Annotated in this window: 18 protein-coding genes; 1 reads left to right on the forward strand and 17 read right to left on the reverse strand. The window is 55.0% G+C overall.

The genetic code is table 11. The features are described 5' to 3' along the window. Positions 1 to 5: 5 nt before the first annotated feature. Positions 6 to 1,466 (reverse strand): UbiA family prenyltransferase, encoded by a 1,461-nt coding sequence (locus tag TSA66_RS13115; protein WP_052452304.1) that lies wholly within the window; start codon positions 1,464 to 1,466, stop codon positions 6 to 8. A 157-nt stretch (positions 1,467 to 1,623) separates the two neighbouring features. Continuing rightward, the gene (locus TSA66_RS13120) at positions 1,624 to 2,877 is read right to left on the reverse strand and encodes a glycosyltransferase family 39 protein (RefSeq protein WP_084199593.1); all 1,254 of its coding nucleotides are present in this window, start codon (positions 2,875 to 2,877) and stop codon (positions 1,624 to 1,626) included. 535 nt (positions 2,878 to 3,412) lie between these two features. On the opposite strand from TSA66_RS13120, the gene TSA66_RS26920 reads away from it, so the two are divergent. Further along, complete coding sequence (locus TSA66_RS26920; protein ID WP_157691682.1) at positions 3,413 to 3,751, forward strand: hypothetical protein; 339 nt, start codon at positions 3,413 to 3,415, stop codon at positions 3,749 to 3,751. On the opposite strand, the gene TSA66_RS13125 is transcribed toward TSA66_RS26920, so the two are convergent. The 15 genes from TSA66_RS13125 to TSA66_RS13200 all read right to left on the reverse strand — a co-directional run bounded on the left by TSA66_RS13125 (position 3,710) and on the right by TSA66_RS13200 (position 23,473). Continuing rightward, the gene (locus TSA66_RS13125) at positions 3,710 to 5,173 is read right to left on the reverse strand and encodes a lipopolysaccharide biosynthesis protein (RefSeq protein ID WP_040040356.1); all 1,464 of its coding nucleotides are present in this window, start codon (positions 5,171 to 5,173) and stop codon (positions 3,710 to 3,712) included. The two genes, TSA66_RS26920 and TSA66_RS13125, sit on opposite strands and share 42 nt — an antisense overlap. A 151-nt stretch (positions 5,174 to 5,324) precedes the next feature. After that, positions 5,325 to 6,677, reverse strand: a complete 1,353-nt coding sequence (locus tag TSA66_RS13130; protein WP_040040357.1) for a phenylacetate--CoA ligase family protein — start codon at positions 6,675 to 6,677, stop codon at positions 5,325 to 5,327. Between the two features lie 20 nt (positions 6,678 to 6,697). Beyond that, positions 6,698 to 7,753: a glycosyltransferase family 4 protein gene (locus TSA66_RS13135; protein WP_052452305.1), complete on the reverse strand. Its 1,056-nt coding sequence runs from the start codon at positions 7,751 to 7,753 to the stop codon at positions 6,698 to 6,700. 56 nt (positions 7,754 to 7,809) lie between these two features. Next, the gene (locus tag TSA66_RS13140; protein WP_040040359.1) at positions 7,810 to 9,027 is read right to left on the reverse strand and encodes a TIGR04063 family PEP-CTERM/XrtA system glycosyltransferase; all 1,218 of its coding nucleotides are present in this window, start codon (positions 9,025 to 9,027) and stop codon (positions 7,810 to 7,812) included. 25 nt (positions 9,028 to 9,052) lie between these two features. Then, a complete protein-coding gene (locus TSA66_RS13145; RefSeq protein ID WP_040040360.1) occupies positions 9,053 to 10,987 on the reverse strand; it encodes an XrtA/PEP-CTERM system amidotransferase in 1,935 nt (644 codons plus the stop codon). After that, complete coding sequence (locus TSA66_RS13150) at positions 10,975 to 12,144, reverse strand: TIGR03088 family PEP-CTERM/XrtA system glycosyltransferase (RefSeq protein WP_040040361.1); 1,170 nt, start codon at positions 12,142 to 12,144, stop codon at positions 10,975 to 10,977. Before TSA66_RS13150 ends, TSA66_RS13145 begins: the two co-directional genes overlap by 13 nt. A gap of 4 nt (positions 12,145 to 12,148) precedes the next feature. Beyond that, on the reverse strand, positions 12,149 to 13,696 hold the full coding sequence (gene xrtA / locus TSA66_RS13155) for an exosortase A (RefSeq protein ID WP_084199597.1): 1,548 nt from the start codon (positions 13,694 to 13,696) through the stop codon (positions 12,149 to 12,151). Next, the gene (locus TSA66_RS13160) at positions 13,693 to 14,955 is read right to left on the reverse strand and encodes a TIGR03087 family PEP-CTERM/XrtA system glycosyltransferase (protein ID WP_084199599.1); all 1,263 of its coding nucleotides are present in this window, start codon (positions 14,953 to 14,955) and stop codon (positions 13,693 to 13,695) included. The genes xrtA and TSA66_RS13160 overlap by 4 nt, the downstream gene beginning before the upstream one ends. Before the next feature lie 4 nt (positions 14,956 to 14,959). Beyond that, the gene (locus TSA66_RS13165; protein ID WP_232429470.1) at positions 14,960 to 15,967 is read right to left on the reverse strand and encodes a FemAB family XrtA/PEP-CTERM system-associated protein; all 1,008 of its coding nucleotides are present in this window, start codon (positions 15,965 to 15,967) and stop codon (positions 14,960 to 14,962) included. A 74-nt stretch (positions 15,968 to 16,041) separates the two neighbouring features. Continuing rightward, positions 16,042 to 16,863, reverse strand: coding sequence for an XrtA system polysaccharide deacetylase (locus TSA66_RS13170; protein WP_040040363.1), 822 nt, complete (start codon positions 16,861 to 16,863; stop codon positions 16,042 to 16,044). 28 nt (positions 16,864 to 16,891) lie between these two features. Further along, positions 16,892 to 18,070 (reverse strand): non-hydrolyzing UDP-N-acetylglucosamine 2-epimerase, encoded by a 1,179-nt coding sequence (gene wecB / locus TSA66_RS13175; protein WP_040040364.1) that lies wholly within the window; start codon positions 18,068 to 18,070, stop codon positions 16,892 to 16,894. A gap of 503 nt (positions 18,071 to 18,573) precedes the next feature. Next, positions 18,574 to 19,401, reverse strand: coding sequence for an XrtA/PEP-CTERM system-associated ATPase (locus TSA66_RS13185; RefSeq protein WP_040040366.1), 828 nt, complete (start codon positions 19,399 to 19,401; stop codon positions 18,574 to 18,576). Positions 19,402 to 19,417: 16 nt separating this feature from the next. Further along, positions 19,418 to 20,953 carry a TIGR03016 family PEP-CTERM system-associated outer membrane protein gene (locus TSA66_RS13190; RefSeq protein ID WP_157691683.1) on the reverse strand — a complete coding sequence of 512 codons (1,536 nt, stop codon included), beginning with the start codon at positions 20,951 to 20,953 and terminating at the stop codon, positions 19,418 to 19,420. Positions 20,954 to 20,957: 4 nt separating this feature from the next. After that, positions 20,958 to 21,848, reverse strand: a complete 891-nt coding sequence (locus tag TSA66_RS13195) for an XrtA-associated tyrosine autokinase (protein WP_040042562.1) — start codon at positions 21,846 to 21,848, stop codon at positions 20,958 to 20,960. Between the two features lie 95 nt (positions 21,849 to 21,943). Then, positions 21,944 to 23,473, reverse strand: a complete 1,530-nt coding sequence (locus tag TSA66_RS13200; protein WP_040040368.1) for an XrtA system polysaccharide chain length determinant — start codon at positions 23,471 to 23,473, stop codon at positions 21,944 to 21,946. Between the last annotated feature and the right edge of the window lie 9 nt (positions 23,474 to 23,482).

Raw genomic sequence — 23,482 nt, forward strand, 5'->3', positions numbered from 1 at the left:
CCTCATTACAAATGAGCCAATAGGGTAATCAAGACGAGGCTCCCAAATATTACCCAGCTTGCACGATCGCGCGCTGCATAAACGATCGGGTCGTCGTGCATCTCGCCGCGAGCTGTCTTTACCCAGATGCGGCTGACCCAATAGAGAAGCAATGGGCAGAGCAACCAAAGCAGGCGTGGGTGGCCGTAGTGGACGATCGTATTTGGAGATTCGATGAATAACGCCAGGACCAGTGTCGCGGAGCATCCTGAAGCGACACCCAGGGCGGTAAGAATCAGCGTATCCGTCACCCGGTAATCTCTACCCTGAGCCGATTGACGAGATTGCTCGGCCAGGCTGACAAGCTCGGCACAGCGCTTGACAAGCGCCAGGCTCAGAAACATAAACATCGAAAATGCAGCAAGCCAGTTGGATATTTCCGCACCTATCGCGATTGCCCCAGCAATAATCCGCCATGTGTATAAACCGCCCAGACAAAGAACATCGATGAGCATGTATCGCTTCAGCTTCCAGGAATAGCTTAGCGTCGCGACCAGATACACTATGACTGATGCAAGGAAAGCCAAGGATACAGTCGCGGCGAGCGTAAGTCCTCCAGCGAGTATTAGCAGGCCAACGGTGACAGCCTGCAAAATGCCAATCTGCCCAGAAGCAAGAGGCCTGTTTTTCTTTCTGGGGTGCCGGCGGTCAGAATCGAGATCCATCAAGTCATTCATCAGATAGGTGGCTGATGCGACAAGGCCAAATGCAATTATCGCGACGGCCGTGTGCAGAACTGCCACCGGATTCTGAAATTGAAACGCCGTAAGCAACGGTACACCAATCAAAAGATTCTTGAGCCACTGATGAATTCTGATCGCCTTGAGCCAGACTTTTAAGTCGGCCTGAGGCGCGTGGAATACTTTCTGAACGGACGCGACACTACGAGCAGCTGATTCGATGCCGCTATCCGGGTTCACCACGATCGCATGCCGCGCTTCCTGCCATATCGACAGGTCTGGTCTTGCGTTTCCCGCATAGTCGAATGGCTGCTTCGCGGAATGTGCTTTGATTGCGGCCAGCTTATTCTTACCTGCCATGTTGAGGCGATTTGTGCTGCCCATAGTGTCGGTGAAAAAGCCGAGATGGGAAGCAATGCCTTTAACGTAGGATTCATGAGAGGCGCTCGCAAGAATCAGTGCTCTTCCATTCGTGGCATGAAGACGCAGCCATTCAATAAATTCAGCGTGGTACGGGAGATGGGCAACGTCAATGCGAACGCGCCGTGCAATTTCGTGTTTGAGAACCGCCTTCCCGCGAATAAACCACATCAGCATCGCAAAGACATAGAGCGGATTGCGCAAGGCCAGTCGCAATGCCGACTCGACCAAAAGATCAGTCTTGATGAGCGTGCCGTCAATATCGACGTAAATGGGGCAGGCGCGCTCTGACTCAGGATTTTCACGAATAACCGTAGTATCTTGCATAAGAGGTCCTGACTGTCCGATGTCTAAAATTCCAGCGGCAGGTTGGAATGAATGCGGATGTCTTTTAAACGAAGGGAAGCGGCTTGGTCAGGTTTCTGGTCAGTGCCCGCAGAATACTGGATGTGCGGACTCGGATTGCGAAAGAGAGTCATGACGCTTATGTGGGGCTATTCCTTGCGCCTTTATACATTTTGATATGCACCTCCTTTCGCCTTTGCGTGAGTTTCATTCCGATGTATTCCATAAAAATAGCGGCCAGAATGCAAAGCACTGGCATGAGCGGCTCCCGATATCGAAAATTCACGTAATAAATCATATGAACTGCGGTGTAACCCATAATGGCAGTCCACGGCACTAGCATGAATCGGTTTCGAAGCCCTTTCAGGAATAGAGTGGCCGCTGCCGCGAAGGCGAGAATGCTGAATTGGACTAGCCACAAGAGGCGAAGCATACTTTCCGCAATAGAGCCTGGCCCTTTTCCTTTATGAATTGGTGGAAGCCAAAACAAGAATGCTTTTTTTACACTCAACGAAATAAAATCTAATGGGTGTTCCTTCATCCAGCTAATCGCTTCATGTCGTAGCATTTCGGAGGCATGCAGTTCGCCTCCGAGCCGAAGGTCATGCCAGGTAGCGCCGCGCGGTGTGTCTGCTATGGAGATGAAATAACCAGTGGCGTTCGAATTGTTGCCAAGGTAGAGGTTAAATCCGCTGTTTGTATTCAGGACGGGAGCACCCACAACCTGGTTGTTTCTGATAAGCCATGGAGTCAAAAGTGCAAGTGTGCAAATCAGGATGCACGCTGCGTGACGGAGTTTGTCCAATGAGGTGACCGGCGAGAGGGTCAGCGCAAAAAGCGCAGCTCCTGCAAAAGAAAAGCCGGCATTTCCAGTCAAGCCAATGAGACCGAACAGCAATCCAAGTGCAACTGCGAATTTCAAGGTGGGGTGTTTTTGCAGCAGAAGCGCACACCATATAACACCCAGCAAAAGAGGCGTCATCAGGTTTTCTTTTGCCAGGTACCCAGTATATGTCCATGAAGGAATATAAAGTGCGAACAGCACTGCCGCTGTAAGGCGCCCGGCTTTACCCGCGCCCATCTGTTTCGCCACCTCATAACAAATCACGATACTTGCGGCACCGAGCACGGCATTTCCGATCCAAGCCGCAACGAGATTTGCACCGAACACCGAAAAAATTGGTGCTAGGATAAATAGTGGATATCCCACGTTATAAAAGGCATCATTGATGCCGTCCGATAACCCTTTTCCACTAAGGAAATTGACGGCGATCGCATAGTAAGCAGCGTAATCACTTTCCGGTTGTGCTTTCAAAACAAGCGCAGCAAGAATTCGGAAAGCAAAACCGATGACGACAATAATTACTAGTAGCTTTTTTTCATTAACCGCCATATAGGTCTCCTTGGCCCTTCAGCGCATTCTCAGGAAAACACAAACACTTCATGCAAAGTTTTCCTGCACTTTCACCGGAGCGTCTATTAAGAAGGACGCATTCCTGTATCGGAGCCTTCCGGAGTGAAAAGCAAGATGGCTTTCGCCACGATCAAGATAAGGGAGTCGCATCGCCACAATTTCCTCCAATAGATACTGGCCCATCGGATTTGGTGCTTTGCCCAACAAGCCTATCTGGTAAAGGCGCTTTGTTGAGCGCAGATTATTCAGAATCCCGCAGGAGCGCAGCATTGACAATGTACGGCAATGATTGCGACCGCATAAACGTTCTTGGCATTATGTTTCCCCTTGCAGTCACAGATCGTCATAAATTTCTTGTTATATGAGCGGGCTACTTCGACGTTAACACTGACGTATGTTGTTGCAGCTAGTCCTGTGTGGGAAAAACGAAATGAAGCCTGTGGCATTATGAGAAACATGCGAATTGGCAATTTGCGATAGAACAAAGCTGATAGCATTTTGTGCTAACGCGATAATGAAAGAAACTGAAGCCGAGTGGTACTGGGAAGCAGGACACCTCAAGTCTCAACTCGCCAACATGGTACTCAAGCAAGTTCTTTCTTCTGTACGATGCGGCACAAATGACGAGAGCTTCGGTTATTCCGTTACGCCGGCTACGCTGCACGAAAACAGAAACCGCATTGCCCACGAAAGAAAGTCATGTGCAGCATCGTATCCCGAGATTTTTCTTCAGGCACAACAACACATCGCCAATACCACCGGTATAGAAAGCACCGGGAAAGCAGGTGCTCGCCCGAGCATCCCGGTAAAGCTATTTGCGAATACTGTCTGGCTGAGTAGCAACGCGACTTGAACGGAGCAGTGGTGCCACATGTTCTGCGAACGGATGACGTATCATAAAAATACCGGTAAGCCAGCCTGCCGCCGCACCAATCGCACCGACAGCCAGCGGCAGCCATGCATGCGACTCAAAGTTTGGCCAGAACGCCTTGACCATGAGCGGCGCAGCTACAGTAAATAAAGTTATTGCCCCGCTTTTTGCACATGCACGCAGCAGTGCCGGCAGGCTTACTCCGATGGCTTTCCACACGTACCAGGAAACCACGACCAGTGTGATGCATTCCGAGACGATGAGCGCACTGGCGACCTGTAGCAAACCGTATCGTGTTGCGAAGAGAACCGCGACAACCCTGAATGGCTGGACGATCAACTGAGCAACCGTGGCGTTTCTTACCTGTCCATTCGCCACCATGATTTGTCCTGAAAACATGGATACCGACGCAATCGCACCGACGAGGCACAGCAATTCGACCAGCGGAACCGAGGCATCCCATTGCGGACCATAGAGAGTGCGCACCACTGGAAATGCGAGCAGCATCATGGTTGCAAAGAATGGCCAGGCAAAGGCGGTGAGGTAGGACACTGACATGCAGTAATGCTCTGCAAGGTCATTTCCCTGGCGGCGCAAATGGGAGAAATAGGGAAGTATCAACGGCAGCAGCGCGTCGGTCAAAAAACGGGCGAACAGCTGGACCAGGCCATTTGCCCGGCTCAGATAGCCGACGGATGCCATATCCATCATTTTACCGACCAGCAAATCCGGCAGGTTGCCGCCAGCAGTATTGGCAGCATTACCCAAGCTGGCGACACTTCCGTACGACAGAATTTTCCTGATGTTCCTGAAGGTCGGAAGCCAAGGCAATCCCTTTGGACGAACGAGATTGGCCGCCATGCCGATTGACAGGATGCCGAAAAAATTCGCCCACGCCAGGCTCAATGCGCCCAAACCCTTCATTGCAAAGGTGATCGCCACGCAGACGTGACAAATAGTGCTGACTATCCTGATGAAGAAGACCTTTTTCAACTCCATTTCACGGCGAAAAATGCCGTGCAGGAGAGAGCCAAACGGTGAAATCGCAAAACTTCCCGCCATGACCCACAGGATTTTCCGGATCTCCGGGTTGCCATAAAAGTCTGCAATCGCCCAGCTGCTCAAGAACAGAACGAGTGCGACAGCAAGCGCCAATATGATCATGACGCCCATCGCTGCGCGGATTTTTTCGGTGGTCAGCTCGCGCTCCTGAATCAGATACTGCGGCACACCGAAATCGCGGAAGGCGTGCAAGACAGCCATGAGAAAGGCGGCGACGGAATAGACCCCGATTTCTTCCGGCGAGAGTATGCGCGCAAGCACCAGGACCGAGAGAAAGTGAATAACGAGTTCGAGGTATTGCCCTGCGAACGAAATTCCGATGGACTTCTTTGCGCTGATCATGTTTGCAATTTCTTTATTCAGAGCCTCCGGCCAGCAATGACAATGCATTCGTGCCGGGCGTGTAACAAGTCGCCGCTCGGTGCCGAGCGAAGTAATTTTCTTGACAGCTCACGGTTTCGCGCTGCTGCTATGGACTTCACCAACCAGTCGTTTATCGGGTTGGCACGTGGCTGACGACATAACGAAACTTCCCGGACTTTTCCGGTGCGATTTCTCCGACCTCTTCGATCTGGATCACGACGCTTTTTCCCAGCCGCGCCTGGAATTCGCGCATGATTTTGTCTTTGCTCTTCACGCCGAGTTCGCCTTGTGCGACAACCATCACACGGGTGAAATCCATGTTTTCCTGCACAATCTTAAAGGCGCGTACTTGAGGGATGTCGCGCAAGATATAGATCAGCGCCAAGCCATGCATCACCGTGCCGTCCTGCGCGACCACGAAATCGGTGCTCCGCCCCTGGATTTCCTTGAGGACGGGAAGACCGCGTCCACATGAGCATTTACGGTCGTCGAGCACGCCGACATCTCCGGTTCGATATCGAATGAACGGGAAATCGCGCGTAGCCAGATGCGTGACCACGATCTCCCCTGCCGTTCCATGAGGGACAGGATTGCCTTCCTGATCGATGATCTCGACAACAATATCTTCTGCGGTGATGTGCATGCTGCCATGCGGGCATTGATGCGCGATGAAGCCGGCATCACGCCCGCCATACCCATTGGCGACATCGCAACCAAATGTCTTTGAAATCTGCCGCCGCTGATCGTCATAAAGCCGCTCCGATGTGACGAACGCAACACGCACCCCAAGGTCGTTCATGCGCATCCCCTTGTTCTCGGCATGACGTGCAAAGTGCGACAGTGCGGACGGATAACCGAAGAGTATTTTCGGGCGCGTTCTGCGGATGTCGTCCAAAAACATATCGACCTTTTGCCCCGACATTTGGAAGGCGGGAAGCAGGCGTGTCCTGAATACCCGGTCGCGCAGCGCGCGCACCCTGTCTTGCGCGCCGAGTTCGATGGGCGAACCCCATACGACGATTTCCGGGTCCCCGATGTCGACGCCCCACCAGCGCGTTGCGCGCCACTTGGCGGCTACGTCATGACTGACGCGCTCCCTGCCGATAAAGAAAATCAGCGGCTCGCCGCTCGAACCGCCCGTATTAAAGCGTGCCAGACCTTGCGCGCAGTCCGACTTGAGCGCCTTGGTATTTGCCCGGATCGCCGCTTTGTCCAGTAACGGGAGTTTGGATAGATCAGCGAGGCTGCGAACATCCTCCGGTCGCATGCCAAGCTTGGCAAATAGCTGCCGGTAATACGGCACATGCGCGTCGGCGTGTGCCAGCAAGGCGTTGAGGCGCTTTAACTGGAAGTCCATTAGCCGCGATGAAGGCCACCATTGGCTCTGCTCCATCTGGCGCCGCACGGCGGTAGTCCGATGGCGTTTCAGTTTTTCATGCAGCGGGAAAAGCGCATGGGAGACAACGGATGTATAGAGGTTCATATCTGCAGAGAAGGACTTATTCACTTCGTTTTGGCGACCAGCTGCCCTCTTTGGGCAAGCACGTCCTGATACACCTCAAGCAGGCGCAAGCGCACTTTGGGCCACGTATACCGGCGAACCGATGCGGAGCCCGCCTTCTTCAGGCGGCTTGCCTTTGCAGGGTCGCACAGCACAGCCAGGATGGCGTCAGCCATTTTTTCCGGACATTGCGGGGGAACCAGGATGGCGGTCTTGTCATGTTCAACCAGCTTTGGAATTCCCCCTACGTTCGTGGATACCACTGGAACGCCACACGCAAGCGCCTCCAGAATGGAAATCGGCATGTTATCGGCAAGACTGGGGTTCACCGCCACATCAGCCTCGCGGTATAGCTTTGCCATGTCTTCATTTTCAACGCGCCCGGCAAAAATAACGGCCCGCTCCACGCCCAGCTCGGAAGCGAGCGTTTCCAGCGCGTGCCGCTGTGGGCCCGACCCGGCAATCACCAGTCGCGCCGAAGGGAACGATCGTTTGACAATCTCGAAAGCGCGCAACGCCGTCGCATTGTCGTAGATCGGCTCCAGGTTGCGTGCAACTAGAATGCATGGTGCTGCCGGCGTAGTAGAAGCCACGCGCGCAACAGCTGAGAATCGGCCCATATCAATAATGTTGGGTACGATGCGTGCTTGCCACCCACGGTTGCCAAAGACTGAACCCAAGAAGTCCGATGGAACGATAATCGCGTCCGCCTGGTCCATGGTGGGCTTGACCCATGTGAATGCCTTATCAAAAAACGATTCCGCCTCCCCTCCCCGGTAGTTGACGATGACCGGCTTTCCCGCCATCCGCGCAATCCACACTGCGGGAGCAGCGAAAAGATGCCACGACCAGCCGGAATTGGCCATGATGTGGTACAGATCGACCCGGCTGCTCGACCGCCACAGACGCACCAGATAGGGAACAAGCCGAAACCCGGCGCGAATGCCTTTCAGCCGCTCAACCCATCGCGGGCTGTATGGGGCATTGACCTGGATGACCTCGACCGTCGCGCCATCCTCGCGCAACAGCCTGGCCAGTTGCAATGTCTGGTTAGCCATCCCACCTGAAGGCGGCGGCAAGGGACCGACAAGACCAATGCGCAATCCTCGTGCTTTCACGCTGCTGCTCGCTTTCCGGTCAGGCCGAAATAGATATCTCGGTAGCGGGACACGCTGGCCCGCCAGTTGCGTTCAGTTTCGACGTACCGCCGCGCGGCGCTGCGCAACAACGGCCAGCGCAACGGTTGGGAAAGCAGCGCCAGCACCTGCTGTGCCAAGGCATCCGGATTGCCTGCCTCGAAAAGTACGCCTGTCCTGCCATCCTCGATCAGTTCGCGATGTCCGCCAACGTCCGATGCTACGAGCAGCCGCCCCTGCGCCATCGCTTCCAACGGCTTGAGCGGCGTGACCAGATCAGTCAGCCGCATCTTCAGGCGCGGGTAGACCAGTACGTCGATCAGGTTGTAGTAGCGCTGCACCTCTTCATGCGGCACGCGCCCTGTGAAAATCACCTTGTCGGCTATGCCCAGCTTCCCGGCCAGGTCCTTCAATGCCTTTTCCTGCGGCCCGCCTCCAACAAGCAAGACCCGGGTATCTGGCTGTTTGGAAAGTACCGCTGGCAGTGCCTGCAGCAGGATATCGAGCCCCTCATAGGCGTAGAAGGATCCGATGAAACCCAGCACCTGCTTTTGCTGCAGGCCCAGTTTTGCGGCCAATGCTGTATCCGCTGCATCATGCATGTCGAAACTGTCGATATTCACGGCATTGGGAATGACCGTAATTTTTTCGGCCGGAATACCTCGCTCAACGATATCGCGTCTGAGTCCTTCGCAGATGGTCGTCACCGCGTCCACCTTTTTCACGGCATAGCTTTCGAGAGCGCGCGTGAGCCGGTAGCGCGCGCCCCACTCGCGGCTGGTCCCGTGGTCTACCGCCGCATCTTCCCAAAAAGCGCGGATCTCATACACGACTGGGATGCCCAGTCGGCGGCCGACCCGTAACGCAGCAATCGCATTGAGCGCTGGCGAGTGCGCATGCAGGACATCGGGCTTGACGCGCATCGCAACCTGCTCCAAACGCCGCGCGAGGCTGCTAATCACGGCTACCTGGTTAAGCACCGGCAGTTTCGCCAAAGGGCTCGCGGAATGTGGTGTGCGAAAAAAATGCCAGTTGTCGACCTGCTCTTCCTGCGCATCGCAGGCACCCTGTTTCGGGCTGGTGATATGTGCGGTATCCCAGTGCATGGCCCGCTGCTCCTTCAGGATGGACAGCGTGCGGAAGGTATAGCCGCTATGCAGCGGAATCGAGTGGTCAAGTATGTGCAGAATACGCATTCTCTGTCCTTTAACGTCGCAGGCCCTACGCTACTTGCAGGATGGAGGGTGCTGCGTCGGCCACAGTCCCCTGATGCACGTTACGCAGAAATGCCTCAAACATCAGCAGGGACCAAAGCGGCGCACTGTAGTCACGCCTGCCGGACTCGTGCTGGTCGACCATCTCTTTCAGATAGGAGTGATTGAAGATGCCAGTCGCGGCAAGTGTCGGTCCGAGAACGGCACTTCGCACGCGCTGACGCAGCGGCCCGCGGAACCAGCGCGCCAGCGGTGTCGCAAAGCCCATCTTATTGCGATACAAAATGTCTCGCGGCAGGTGCGGCTGCAATGCTTTCTTGAAGATGTATTTGCCTTCTCCACCCTGCAGCTTGAGTGAGGGTGGAAGGCCGGAAATCCATTCAACGAGCTTATGGTCAAGCAGCGGAACTCGTACTTCCAGCGCATGCGCCATGCTTGCCCGGTCGACCTTCGTCAGGATGTCTCCCGGAAGGTAGGTTTTCATGTCAAGATATTGAATCATCGACAATGGATCGTCAGTCGGAGATTTTGTGGCGTGGCCACGCATGACTTCGACTGCACTGTAGCCTTGCAACTGGCGCCGGAAGCCGTGGTTGAACAGCCGCTCACGCATGCCATCGGACATCAACGACACATTATGAAAATATCCGTCAACCAAGTCACGCGACAGTGACTCGAACGTCGTTTTGGCGCGGAATATGCGCGGCGCCCAATCGGCTTTCGGATAGTAACGCCCGAGCGTTCCGAAAACGCCTCTGCGCAAGCCAGCCGGCAGCTTATCGCGCAAGTGCTGCTCGGCCAGAGTGAACCGGTAGCGTCTGTAACCGGCGAGGTTCTCATCACCGCCATCGCCGGACAACGCGACGGTAACCCGCTTTTTTGCGAGCTGACAGACACGGTACGTGGGGATGGCAGAGCTGTCAGCGTACGGTTCGTCGTACAGTCGTGCCAGCGTGTCGATCAGATCATAGTCATCGTTTTCCACGGTCTCGACGTGATGCCGCGTTCCATACAGTGAAGCAACCTTCGCAGCATGTCCCGACTCGTCGAACGCAGGATCGGTGAAGGCAATCGAGCAGGTGTTGACCGGTTCGTCCAATTCCTGCGCCATGGCGGCGACGACTGCACTGGAATCCACTCCGCCCGAAAGGAATGCCCCCAGCGGCACCTCCGCCACCAGGCGAATTCGCACCGCTTCGCGCAAGCGTTCCATGAGTTCGTGTTCGGCATCTGCCTCCGAAACAGGTTCGGAAAGCTTGAAGGGAACATCCCAATACTGTCGCGGCCGTATATCGTTGCTGCCCGACTTGAGGGCCAGGGCATACCCTGGCGGCAGCTTGCATACCCCCTGATAGATCGTGCGCGGTTCCGGCACGTACCCGTAGGCGAAGTATTCCTCGACCGCGAGCGGATCAAGCTCGCGTCGCACGCCCGGGTGGAACATCACTCCTTTCATCTCGGATGCAAATACAAACATGCCGTCCAAGGTCATCGCATAATAGAGCGGCTTGATGCCGAGCCGGTCGCGTGCAAGAAAAAATGTCTTGGTGCGGCGATCCCATAGCCCGAAGGCGAACATGCCGCGGAAACGATCCACGCATGCCTCCCCCCATTCCTCCCAAGCGTGCACAATGACTTCCGTGTCGCAGCGTGTTCGAAACTGGTGGCCACATTGCACCAGTTCTTCCATCAATTCCCGGAAGTTGTAGATTTCGCCGTTGTAGACAATCACCACGCTGCCGTCTTCGTTGAACAATGGTTGCTGACCTGACGAAAGATCGATGATCGACAATCTCCGGTGGCCGAGGCCCACACCTAGTTCAGTATGCAATCCGCCTTCATCAGGGCCGCGATGGTGCTGGGTCTCGTTCATCTGCGCAAGCAGCTGCCGATTGATTTCGCGCTCACCACGCATATCGAAAATGCCGACTATTCCGCACATGGTTTATACGCCCCCTGAAGTTTGTTCTTGCATAAATCGTCGTACATATCTGTGTATGCCGAAACCATGGAATCCATAGCAAATTTCTGTTCAACCCATGCCCTTCCGGCAGCGCCGTGACGTGCAGCAAGCTCAGGGTCCAGGCAATAGCGTGCCAGCGCAGCGGCCATTGCATCGACATCGTGCGAAGGCACCAAAAGCCCGGTCGCACCATCGCAAACTACATCCGGCACGCCGCCGACACGAGTTGCCACGACCGGCAATCCTGTAGCCATGGCTTCAAGAACAGAACCGGGGGTACCTTCTGCGAGGGATGACAGAGCAAAGACTGAGAATGCGTTGAGAATTTCCGGCACATCCATTCTTGCGCCGGGCATCCATACTATCTCCGCTAGCCCCAAGCGATCGGCCTTCTCCATGAGGAAGGTGTGCAACGGCCCCGTTCCGACAATCACAAGACGCAAACGCTCCCGACACAAAGGAACTAGTTCGCGCAATTTGGCGAACGCCTCGATCAGAAGCGTCTGATTTTTTACTTCCTGTATCCGGCCTACCGTGCCAACGACAAAACAATCGGCAGGAAAATGCTCCATGCCTTCCGGCCTTGCCAGCAGACGAGCAGGCCGAAAGCGGTCTGTGTCGATGCCATTGTTAAGTAGACGGATTTTCCCGTCAGGGACACCAATCACGGACTTATTCCAACGTAGCAAATCGGCCGAGTTGGAATAGCAAACGTCGTAAAATGGAATCAGCCACTTGCGCAATCGGTTATGCGAGCGGTTCCTTCCGTCCGGGTCGCTGGCTTCCCTGCCATGCGATCCATTAATGCGCACAGGTACGCCTGCAAGAAGCCCGGTAACACCATATTCAATCGCAGCAAGGTTATAGGTGTGCAGAACGGTAGGGCGAAGCTGCCGCAGCAACTTCCAGAGCTTGAAATGCGTTCCAGGCGCTTGCCCAGGTGGTTTATGAAGCGCGTACAGTGCAACATCAGGTTTTTTGATCTTTTTCGAAAAGTCGGTATAGCGCGTCAGGCAGATCACGGCATGGCGATACTTGTTGGTTGGCATTCTATTGATGCGTTCCACCAACAGCGATTCCAGCCCGCCGAAGTCGAGCGCATAGGTCAGGTGGACAATAAGAGGAATATCGACCATGTTCCTAACCGCCCCTTCCACCAGTGCCGGGCAGTGCCGCTTCCAGCAATTCGAGGTTGTCGTCCAAGAAGCGTCGCATGGCTAAACGCCCCACGTCGCCGTTTTCCCCATATGGAGCAAACAGGAAGACTGCAGCACCGTCGTTTCCTCGCATGAGGAGCTTTTGCCTTGCCTGCAGCAGCTTCCCGGCATAGTCGTTCGCGGTAAACCTGCCGTCGATCCAGTAGCCGTGCCACACCTGCAGCTTTTCGCCCTCTGACTGGATCACCGTCTCACGTACTGGGATGCTTTTACCGCCGACTACCTCGCTACGCACGGACGATTCGACTTGTCGCCAGCGGCGCTCATCCTCCGGAAGCATGTGGTTGGCGGAGCTGATCAATTGCACGCCACTCGCTCCGCTACGATACAAAAGAATCGCCACACCTACCGCTTTCGCATCTCGTTGATAGAAACGGTAGATTTCGGAGTCAGGCGAGAGAAAGGCGGGCTTCCATCCGGTAAACGGCGTCCCCCGCTCCCAATGGGGCTCGAAGCTAGTTATTCCAGCGCCCTGTTCACGATCCGCATAGCGTTCTGCATACGTCCCATATAGGGGCCAAATCGCCAGGCATGCGACAGCTGCCAAAGCCGCTGAGGCAATATGGCCGGTCGTACTCTGCGCGGTATGAACGACAACGCGTCCCTCGGGTTGTACCGGCGCCTTGGTGCGAGCGCCCCCCTCCTGCCACATGCCACCTATCCAGAACATGGTAAGCATGACCATGCCGAAAAACACCCAACCATAGATGAGATGGTCGACGCCCGCTGCGAGCTTGTTTCCGCTGAGATGCCCGATCAGCACGATCAGATAAGCACGAATGCCATTGGCGATAATTGGAACAATGATCGACAGCACGACGAAAGCGAGCCGACGAAAAAGTGAACGATAGGTGAGGTAAGCGAACAGGCACCCTAGGGTGAACGACGAAATCAGGTAACGTACGCCACTGCATGCTTCGACTACCGACCAGCTCCCTGAGGGAATCTCAAAGCTATTGCCGTTGCGTAGAACCGGAATACCCGTTGCCTGCAGCGTAGATACCGTAAAGTCTGCAGTGAATTTAACCAGCGGGTCGATAAACACTTCACCAAACGGCACAGCCAACAGCAGAAAGAACAATGGAAATGCCATGGCACGCGCCAGCTGCACGCCGAGGATCGCGAGCACAACAAGCGGCAGCATCGCGACGAATGCATATTGCCGTACCACTTGGACACCGGAAAGATCTGCCAGCAACCATACCGCGCCACATGCGGAAAGGGGAATAAGTGCAGGCCAGTAAGGCCGTGCCTGCAATTTCGCAAGATCATCCCTGCGGCGCCAAATGAGCCACAGGCTTACTGGAACAATGATGTAGCCATGCGCGTAGGTCTCCGAGCGGTTCCAGATCGCCACGATGGAATGCAGCGTTCCAAGATAAAGCACTACGGACGCGACAATTGCGGCGACAAGTGCACCATAGAGTTGCGGCTGTGTCGTCGACAGCGTGTGAATGGCAGTGCGGCTCATACACGCTCTCCGATATCTTGTCGCAGCGGCGACTCCTTTTCTTGCCACCTGCCCGGATGGCGTACTCGTTTCACATTGAGCAGCTCATCAATGCGTGCCAGGTTGCGGCTCCAGCCGTAGTGTTCAACTACTTTTCGGCGCGCGGCGCAGCCGATTTCCGGTCGATGTGCGCAAAGCAGCGCGCAAAGGGCCTCGATGAACTGCCGATCGCTTTCTGCGAGCAGTACCTCGCATCCCGGGCGCGCATCGATACCTTCGAGCGCCGGGGCAGAGACGATGACTGGCATTGCCATTGCCATCGCCTCCAGCACTTTGTTCTGAATGCCGCGTGCAATGCGCAGCGGCGCTACCGAAGCACAAGCATGGGCAAGATAGGGCCGTATGTCAGGCACCGTTCCGGTCACACTGACACCTGGCCGTCTTGCCAATGCCGTCACGTTTTCTGTCGGACGGGAACCTACAATGTAGAAATTGGCGCTCGGGTAGCGTTCGCGTACGGCAGGTAGCACCTTCTCGGCAAACCATTGCACCGCATCGACGTTTGGCCAATAGTCCATTGCGCCAGTGAACACGATCGGCAGCTCGTCCGTGGAATAAGGATTGTCATATGCGCGCTCAGGAGAAAAATATTCCGTATCCACTCCATTGCTGTAATAACCTATCCGATCATTGCACTCTGGAGCACGCTGGCGAAATAGTTCCGCTTCCGCAGGGGATACGAAAAGCGATGCATCGAAGGTTCGCGCCGTCCGGCGTTCATAACGGAGCAGCTCCCGGCCTTCGCGACGATAGAGCCATGAGAACGGCCAGCGTTTGCCGCGCGCATACTGCGTCCATTTGTCCGAGTCGACATCAACGAAATCGATAATGCGCTGGGCACCCTCTATGCCTTCCGCATATTGGGCCATGGCAGATGAAAAGACAACCACTCGGTGTATTGGCTGCCGCTGTAGCAGATTGCGTACCCAGGCATGCATGCCCGGATCATCGTAGTAATCGAGCGACATTGGGCGCTGGGCTGCGAGTGCGGAAATACTGCGTACTCTGGCGACAAAGGGGTGTAGCTTTCCGAAATAGGTTTCGTTGCAAAAGCGCTTCACTTCATCGACGTACCGCCAATCATCCGGATCATCCACAAAAGTGCCGAGATGCACGCAATAGCGTTTCGCCAAATGCCTCAACAAGTGGTAGGAACGGATCTTGTCTCCCTTATTGGGGGGGAAAGGTATGCGGTGCACGAGCAGTAGTAGATGTTCCACAATATCACCCGAGATTCTTGACGATATGTGGTCCGATCATATTGGCGGCCACCAGTGGCATGTGCTGCCAAAGCTTGATGAACAACTGGTATTTCGGATTGAGTGGATTATTGTCCGGCAGTGCCTTGGCACGATGCAGCTGGTACGCATACGGGAGCGGCTGCGCTTGAAAACCCCAGTTTTTCTTAAAATCGAATGCACCGGTTCCCATTTTGCTCCGCCCAAAGTCGAAAATCGTGTATCCACGCGCGGCGGCGCGACGCATCAGCTCCCAATACATGAAATCATTGCCAGCGACTTCACGCGCCTCCGCGGTGCCGCCGCCGTAATACGGCAGCACCTCATTGCGGAAATAAAAACTGAGTACGCTGCTCACGGTTCGGCCATCCCGCGTGATGGTCAAAATCTCACAGTCCTCCCCGAACGTGTCCCGCAGAATTTGGAAATATCTCTTCGCAAATACTGGTGTCCCCAGGCGATGTACACTTTCGGAATACGCAGCAAAAAAGCGCTCGACATCGTGGTCGACGGCACTCTGCAGATTGGCCTTGATGCCCTTGCGCACCATCGCGCGCTGCTTCTTCGGAATGGCGAGCATGTTGGACTCGTCATCAGGCGAGATCTCCTTGCGGAACGTGACGTACAGCTCCTTGGTAGCCCAAGCTTCCTGGCGCGCATGCATATTTCGGTATTCCAAGTGCCCGACGCCAAGCTGTGTCGCAAGGCGCTGCGCTTCCTGGTGCAGGGCATGGCGTGCGGCCTCCGTGTTCGCAGCTATTCCGCCATACACGCAGAATGGGAGGGATACCAGAGAATGGCCAAACATCAGGCTCTTGACCTGGGCTAACGGAAGCACGCCTTCGATCCGTCCTTCCGATTCCGCATAGAGAAAATATGTACGGTGGCCGAACGCACGTTCGATGACGGACTTCCATCCGGCGCGATGAAAGAAGGTCGCCTCTGAACACTTGTTGACGAAGGCATCCCATCGTTCCTGATCGCCATCACGCATTGCACGTACCGCAGGTGCCGGTCGAACGACGAGGGAAGGCATTGATACAGACAGATGGGATTCAGGAAGCGCGCTCAATTTTTCACCAAAAAAATGTCATCCATACGCCCCCACCGAAAATCACGAATCAGTGCTCGTAGACGGGCTTCTGTTCGATGGAGGTTGATGTAGTGCCGGAAGCGCGTTTTTAGCCCGACATTCGGCTGCCGAGGTTGTGCGGGATCGATTTCCCATGGATGGAAATAGAAAATTCCAGGCTGCTTGTCGTCGTAGTTAACCCGGCGCAGCAGCCAGCGGGATACGGGATAGGGAAATAGACGGAAATAGCCTCCGCCGCCCGAGGGAAGATTTCGCTTCATCAGCCGTACGGTCGTAATCGGCAGTTCCAGCATCCCTCCCCTACCCCGTGGGTAGAAGGCAAAACGTGGCGCATGCGGCATCCCGTAGTGATCGTGACTGATCGGATAGATGCTGGAGCTGTACCAATAGCCGCACTCTTGCAGGATGTCCAGCGCCCATAAATTACGGGTGCCAATCGAGAAGCTGGGAGCACGATAGCCCAGTACGCGCTGCCCGCCAACATCCTCCAGCAGGGCCTTGCTGCGAATGATGTCTTGACGGAATTCGTCTGCGCTTTGATCGGATGCACGGCAATGCGAGTATCCGTGGCTGGCGAGCTCATGCCCATTGTCGACAATGCGGCGGATCATCGCTGGGTATCGTTCCGCAATCCAGCCCAGAGTAAAGAATGTTGCCTTAACTTCTCCCGCATCGAGGAGCGCGAGAATACGCTCGATGTTCGCTTCGACCCGGCACGGCAATGCAGGCCAATGTTCGCGCGAGATGTGCGCTTCAAATGCGGAAACCTGAAAGTAGTCTTCCACATCGATAGTCATTGCATTTCGAATTGACACTGTCACTCCTTCAGGCGACTTTTAATGCCGGCGCTGGAGCCGTTACGCTCCTGATCCATGCATGAATGACTTGCGCAATCCGCAACGCCGCCCTGCCGTCCCAAAATTCCGGAATGCGGCCGGTCTTCCCTCCCGTGCGCATAACGTCGTCGAAGATCTTCAGGATGTTTTCCGGGTCGACACCGGCAAGAGTGTTGGTTCCTTCGATGAGAGTGATCGGGCGCTCGGTATTTTCGCGTAGGGTGATACAGGGCACACCAAGGGCTGTTGTTTCCTCTTGAATGCCGCCGGAGTCGGTCAGAACCACGCGCGCGTCCCGCATCAGCCCCAACATCTCCAGATATCCCATGGACGGCACCAGCAGAATGCGGGACGAGTCGAGCAACGCGGTCAAGCCATAGCGTGCAGCCATGGAACGCGTACGGGGGTGCATTGGAAAAATTACGGGTAGCGTCTTGGAGACCATCTCCACTGTCTTCATCAGACCGTCGAGCGTTTCAGGATCATCGACATTGGAGGCGCGGTGCAGGGTAAACACAGCATATCCCTCGGTATCTTTCAGGAAACCCACTGCACCGGACTGCTGAATGATAGTTTCAACCGGCACCGCGTGGTCCAGATTGCGCCGCAACGTATCGATCATGACATTGCCGACAAAGTGGATGCGTTCTTCAGCGATCCCTTCGCGCAGCAAGTTATTGCGCCCCTCGCGTTCGGTCGTAAACAGCAGATCGGCAATCTGATCTGTCAGAACTCGATTAATCTCTTCGGCCATCCGGCGATCGTGGCTACGCAATCCGGCCTCGACATGAATTACAGGCACTCCCTTTTTTGCAGCCACAAGTGCACATGCCAAGGTAGAGTTGACATCGCCGACGACCAAGATGGCATCGGGCATTTGCTCATCCAGAGCGGGTTCGAAACGACGCATTATTTCTGCAGTCTGGACTGCATGACTGCCCGCTCCAACTTCAAGGTTGACATCCGGCGCAGGAATGCCGAGCGCCTCGAAATACTGATGGCTCATCGCGGCGTCGTAATGCTGCCCGGTATGCAGCAGTCGCATGTCAATGTCGGGCGATACGTCCCCTAACGCGGCCATGATGGGCGCTATCTTCATAAAATTGGGACGGGCGCCAACGACGCAGAGGAGGCGAAATGGTTTATGGACCGACGTGTTGGATCGCATAATAGGCTTAAGGCTTGGAACTAATAGAGGCGGAAAGACGGCAGCTCTTGTTCGGAGCACAGCCTCAGTATGAGGGGCACGTGGGCGTTGCGCCTGTAATGGTCCTGCCGTGCGAGGCCACCGTCCAAGCTGCCCTCCACATAAACATGGAAAGGAGACCTTCGATGACAGAACGCTGTAAAGAAGAACGCATTGCACACTCCCTATTTTTTATTTTCTCGGATGTCGGAATGCGTGTCTTATTAATTTTTATTGCCACGCATTTCCTAGATTTTTTGTAACATCGGGAGCTATTGTGCTAGCAGGATGCAATGGTAGTTTTGATAATCAACAAATAGTGAAGATCTGCAAGATTGCCCATGCGCTATTGGAAGCAAACACTGGTGCACTTGCCAGCGAAACGTCCCAAGCACGGTGGCACCTGCCGTTAGGCTCGTTCTGAAAAATCAAAATATTCGACGCCGCCGGTCTTCCGTCATCACTTGAGCGCGATGCGATGGCCCTTATCCAGTCAATACGCCGAACTCGCGTTGTACTTCGCTGATCACTGTTTGAAGTTCCGCTTCATCAAACACATGCAATTCTTCCAGCGCCCCCATGAGGAAAAGGCGGTCGCATAAAGTATTAATCTTGCGTGGAATTCCGCCGGTGTAATCGTGGATCGCGGAATATGCTGCATCCGTTACCTGGGGGTCGTTTTTCCATTCGACGGTACGCAAGCGATGCTGGATATAAGAACAAGTTTCTAGATAGTCGAGTGGGCCCAGGTGATAAGCCGCAATAACGCGCTGCCGCAGCTGCTCCATATCAGGGCTAAGCATCGTCTGCCTGAATTGGGGCTGGCCAAGTAGGAATATCTGCATCATGCACTTGTCATCAGTCTGGAAATTGGACAGCATGCGAAGTTCCTCGACTGCTTGCGGTACAAGGTTCTGTGCCTCATCAACGACAAGCAATGCACGCCGGCCGTGCTGGTCTCCCTGACGCAAGAACAATTCAAGCCTTGAAAGCAAGGTAGTCTTGCTTGCGTTTTCATAGGGGAGCCCAAATGCAGCAGCAACGCTGCGCAACACGTCATCCGGGTCGAGATAGGTGTTGACGATCTGGGCTGCCCTGATCTTGCTTGAGTCGAGCTTTTGAAACAGATTGCGCATCAGCGTAGTCTTGCCGGCGCCGACCTCACCAGTAATCACGATGAAACCTTCACCACGCGAGACGCCATATTCCAGGTAAGCCATGGCCCGCTTGTGCCCTTTGCTACCAAAGAAGAAGTGCGGGTCCGGCTTGAGTTGAAATGGGTTGGCCGACAAACCGTAAAATGCTTCGTACATTGCGTGGTAAACCTCGCTAAAAGTTCATCAGGAGAAAAGCGGTTAACGCGTTTTCGCGGAATTCATTGCCAGCCTGGCTCGAACGCTTTTCAAGCCGTCGTAACTCGATTCCGCCATTGAGCTTGGGGTGCAGCTGGTGCGCTACGCCCATCCTGAATGTCATATTGTCGTCGTGTCTGTCGCTGGTGGCCGCACTTGCCCTGCTAAAGGCGGCATTCGCCGCAAGACGGGTACGCGGAGAAAGCGCCCAGTTCCAAAGGGCGCTGACGCCGTTCTGGCGCGTCGCATCGTCCAGCAGAGCTCCCGTCGAGGCCGTCGTTCCCGCTGCCGATTGTGGGTCACGTTCTGTATGAAAGACAGTGACGATTAATGTGTTCTTCGTCCCTCTGGATGCCACAGATACATTAGCGCTCTTCTGGAGGAACACGCGATTGGAAAAGGTATTGACTGGGGCTACAAGGCTCGGCGGCAGGTTGGCATCATGGATAAAGCGGCTCACCTGCTTTTCGCGCTCCACCTTGTCCGGCACGCTGTTCATCAGTAACCCATCCAGAAAGGCAGCCGTGTCGCTAGTCGATGGAAGAAGGAACTGCGAACGTGCGGTTGTAATTTCCTCCTGATAGGCTGCACTAAAGACGGCAATACGAGCGCGATGCTGTGCGGCGAACGATACGGTGTTGCCAAAGTAACGCCGCCCGGCGCTAATCGAGATGGAAGTCCGCTGTGCTGGCATCCAGTCAGCGCCGAGCGCCCAGAATGCACCTTCCGGCTTCTCGCCGATGGCAACATAATTGTTGCGTTCATAGCCGGCGCTTCCCGTCGCTGCGAAACGAGGTGTTAACAGATAACGCAGCGATCCGGACAACCTTTTCAAATCAACATCGTCGGAGGACTTGTAGTCGATTCTCTGCGCGTCGTACAAGGCGCTCCACTGCAAGGCTCTGAAATCTCGCCCGCTATCCAGGCTTATATGGACGCGATTCGACTGGCTATCGAGCAGATTGTCAGCGCTCGAACTAACTCCGTCGCAGCTAACACGCAATTCGGCAGTCGCACTATGACCGAAATGATGGCGCAAGTATGGGCTGAGCGTATAGGTCCGCACCTCAGCCTGATTTCCATTCAGGTTGCCGTTGTCGGCAACCTGGGCACCAAACGGTGAAATTGCCTGTTGCCCAAGCGATGCATCGCCATCGAAAAACAGCAAGTCATCAACCAAGGTCGCATCGGCTGCAGCATGCAGCTGATGCTGCGTATTCGATGCTCCGCTTGTGCGCGCGTAAAAGAAATTGCGCATGACATAATCTGCATTCAAATGCATGCGCGATCCGACTCCTCTCACTGCGAGGTTGGGTGCAACTTCAGTGACAAAATCACTGCGCTCGGCGCCGCGAGAAGCAAGCGTCAGGTTATCGGTATACGTTTCCCTTAGATCAAGACCTGGCGTAATGCTCCATTCCGCAGCACTAGCGGACTGCGGCCACGCAAGGGCAACACAGGCCGCCATCGGCGCCAGAGGAAAGAGGCAGACATAAGCACGACGGATTCGCATGGCACTAGTTGCTGTAATAACCATAGGAATCGTGCTCCGCGAAATCCCGCCTCTTATTGTAGAGGAGGCTCACATTGTCACACGTACCAATGCGACGCAACGCGTCCTTCACCGCGTTTTGCGTCGTCTTTTCCGCCTCCACGACCATGACGATTTGTCCCATCTGCTCCGCTAGTACGCGCGCTTCGCTGGTCAACAAAACGGGAGGCGAATCGAAGATCACAATCCGGTCTGCGTATCGCGCAGCGATCTGGTCAAGCAACAGCTTCATCGACTGGCTCGCCAACAACTCGGTCGCATTCTTTGGGCTGGCTCCGCTTGGCAGAATGGTCAGCGCGTCCACATTGGTCTTGACTAATACATCGCTCACGTCCAATGAATCGTCGCGTAACAAATCCATCAGGCCTTTCTGTGCCTCGATACCTAGTGTCGACAGTACGGACGGGCGCGCGACATCGGCATCCACAAGCAATACCGTATGATCCATCTCCATGGCGATACTCATGGCCAGGTTGATCGAACAAAAGGTTTTTCCCTCGCCAGGAAGCGCACTCGTCACCATAATCAGATTGCCGTGCCGTCCGGCCCGCTCATCCCGCCGCAACGCGGAGCTGATGAGCGAGCGCTTGATGAACCGAAATTCCTCGGCAATCGGAGTGCGCTCCCCATTAGGCGTCACCATGCCTTCGGCATGCAACCGCTCAAGATCGATATGGTGGCGCGGAGTGCTGGCGTTTTCTCGCGCTCGCGTTTCCGATTCCTGCGGCCTCCTGTCGATGTCAACTTGGGGGCCAAACGAAGCAGGTGTAGCCGCAGGAGACACGGAGGAAACACGGGGCCGGGTTTCCATGGATTTCTGGGCAAGGCGGCCGGCGGCCTTTTCAATAATGCTCACATTCTCTCCCAAGGAAATTTTAGTACTTGTATTACGACCGATTCGCCCGCCCCGCCTCTTTCTGGCAAAAGAGATAGAGGCAGGAGGCCTCAAATTTAGTACATGACCAGCATGCGCGCTGCGACGCCGCTACACAGTATGAGCAGCAGGGCAATGGATCCGACAAAAGCAACATTTCCTTTGCGATGCCGCATCCTTTCCTGTTCTGTCCAATACATGCCGACCGTTCCCAGGACCGGCAGCCCGGTCACTTCGCGCAGGCTATACTGCGTCAGGAATGTCGCACGGACTTTGCTCATCAAGAAGGCCGCCCCGATGCCAGCAGCGATGGCGCCGAACACAACACCGATGAACAGTTTCAGCCTGGGTGGGCCGGCGGGCGTCGGCGGCACCATTGGCGGATCGACGACACGGAACGTCAGCATGTCGGTGGTATTGGTAAGGTCGCCAGCCAGTTTTGCGGCTTCACGGCGTCCGAGCAGCTTCTCGTAGTTTTCCTTGTTGATCTGGTAATCGCGATTTAGTTGAGCGAACTGTGCCTCTACTTCGGGCACCGCCTTATTCATTGCCGTAAGGCGATTGACACGGCTTGCATATTCATCCACCCGTGCTCGCAGCGACGCCACACGTGCCTCTGCCTCGGCAAGGGAAATCGTCAACTTCTGGAGCAGGGGGCTGTAATTGGCGCCCCGGTCCGGATTCGGCCTTCTTATCTTGGCTTCCTCGCGTTTGCGTTCCTCTAGTTGCGCAATCAACCGCTGCGTCGCGATGATGTCGGGATGCGCAGAGGTAAACTGCATTTGCAAGTTATCGAGGTTCTTGCGCAGTGCCTGTAACCTCTCGTCGAGTTCTGGATTGCTTGCGGCGGCAGCGCGCATTGCTGTGGTGGCATCAGCTTCGTCACCGGCAATCTGACGCTTGAGCGCGTCACGCGCCTGTTCAGCCTCGTGCAGTTCGAGTCGAGCCTGATTGAGGGTATCGGTGGCATCCATCAGTTTGCTGTTGTAATCGCCGCCCTGCCGGGATAACAGCCCCGAATTCTTGAGCATGAACTCTTTGCGCGCATTTTCTGCCGCAGTCAGTTTCTCTTCATAAGACTTGATCTGATCGTCAATGAAGCTCACCGCATTCTCGGATTCCTTCTTCTTGTCGCCTATGCCGGCTTCCACAAAGATAGCTAGCAGAGAGCGGACCACATCCTTTGCCAGTTTCGGGTTCTCGTTGTTGTAGGTGATGGTGTAGATGTTGTCGTGCGGGCTGCCGGCGAGCTTGATATCACGCGCCAGCTTTTCAAGCAGCTCTTCCTTTTCCTTTGGCGTATTAATCTTGATGTCGAGATCCACCATCCGGACAAGCCGCTCCAGGTTAGGGCGGCTAAGTAAGGTCCGGCTCATGATTCCAACTTGCTGTTCAACATTGGGAACAGTCGTCATGCCAGAAAGGAGCGGCTTGAGGATGCTTTGCGTATCGACAAAAACCCGGGCAGAAGCCTCGTATTTATCGGGGAGGATATGCACAACAATACCGCCGGCAATCGCGACCAGCCAAGCTGTTGCAAGCGCTAACCAGCGATATTTCCAGATTCCCTTGACATGGGCGATCAGCTGCGCCAGTTGTTCTTCCATCTATCCGTG

Origin of the sequence: Noviherbaspirillum autotrophicum, from assembly GCF_000818395.1 — a bacterium.
GTDB classification, from domain to species: Bacteria; Pseudomonadota; Gammaproteobacteria; order Burkholderiales; family Burkholderiaceae_D; genus Noviherbaspirillum; species Noviherbaspirillum autotrophicum.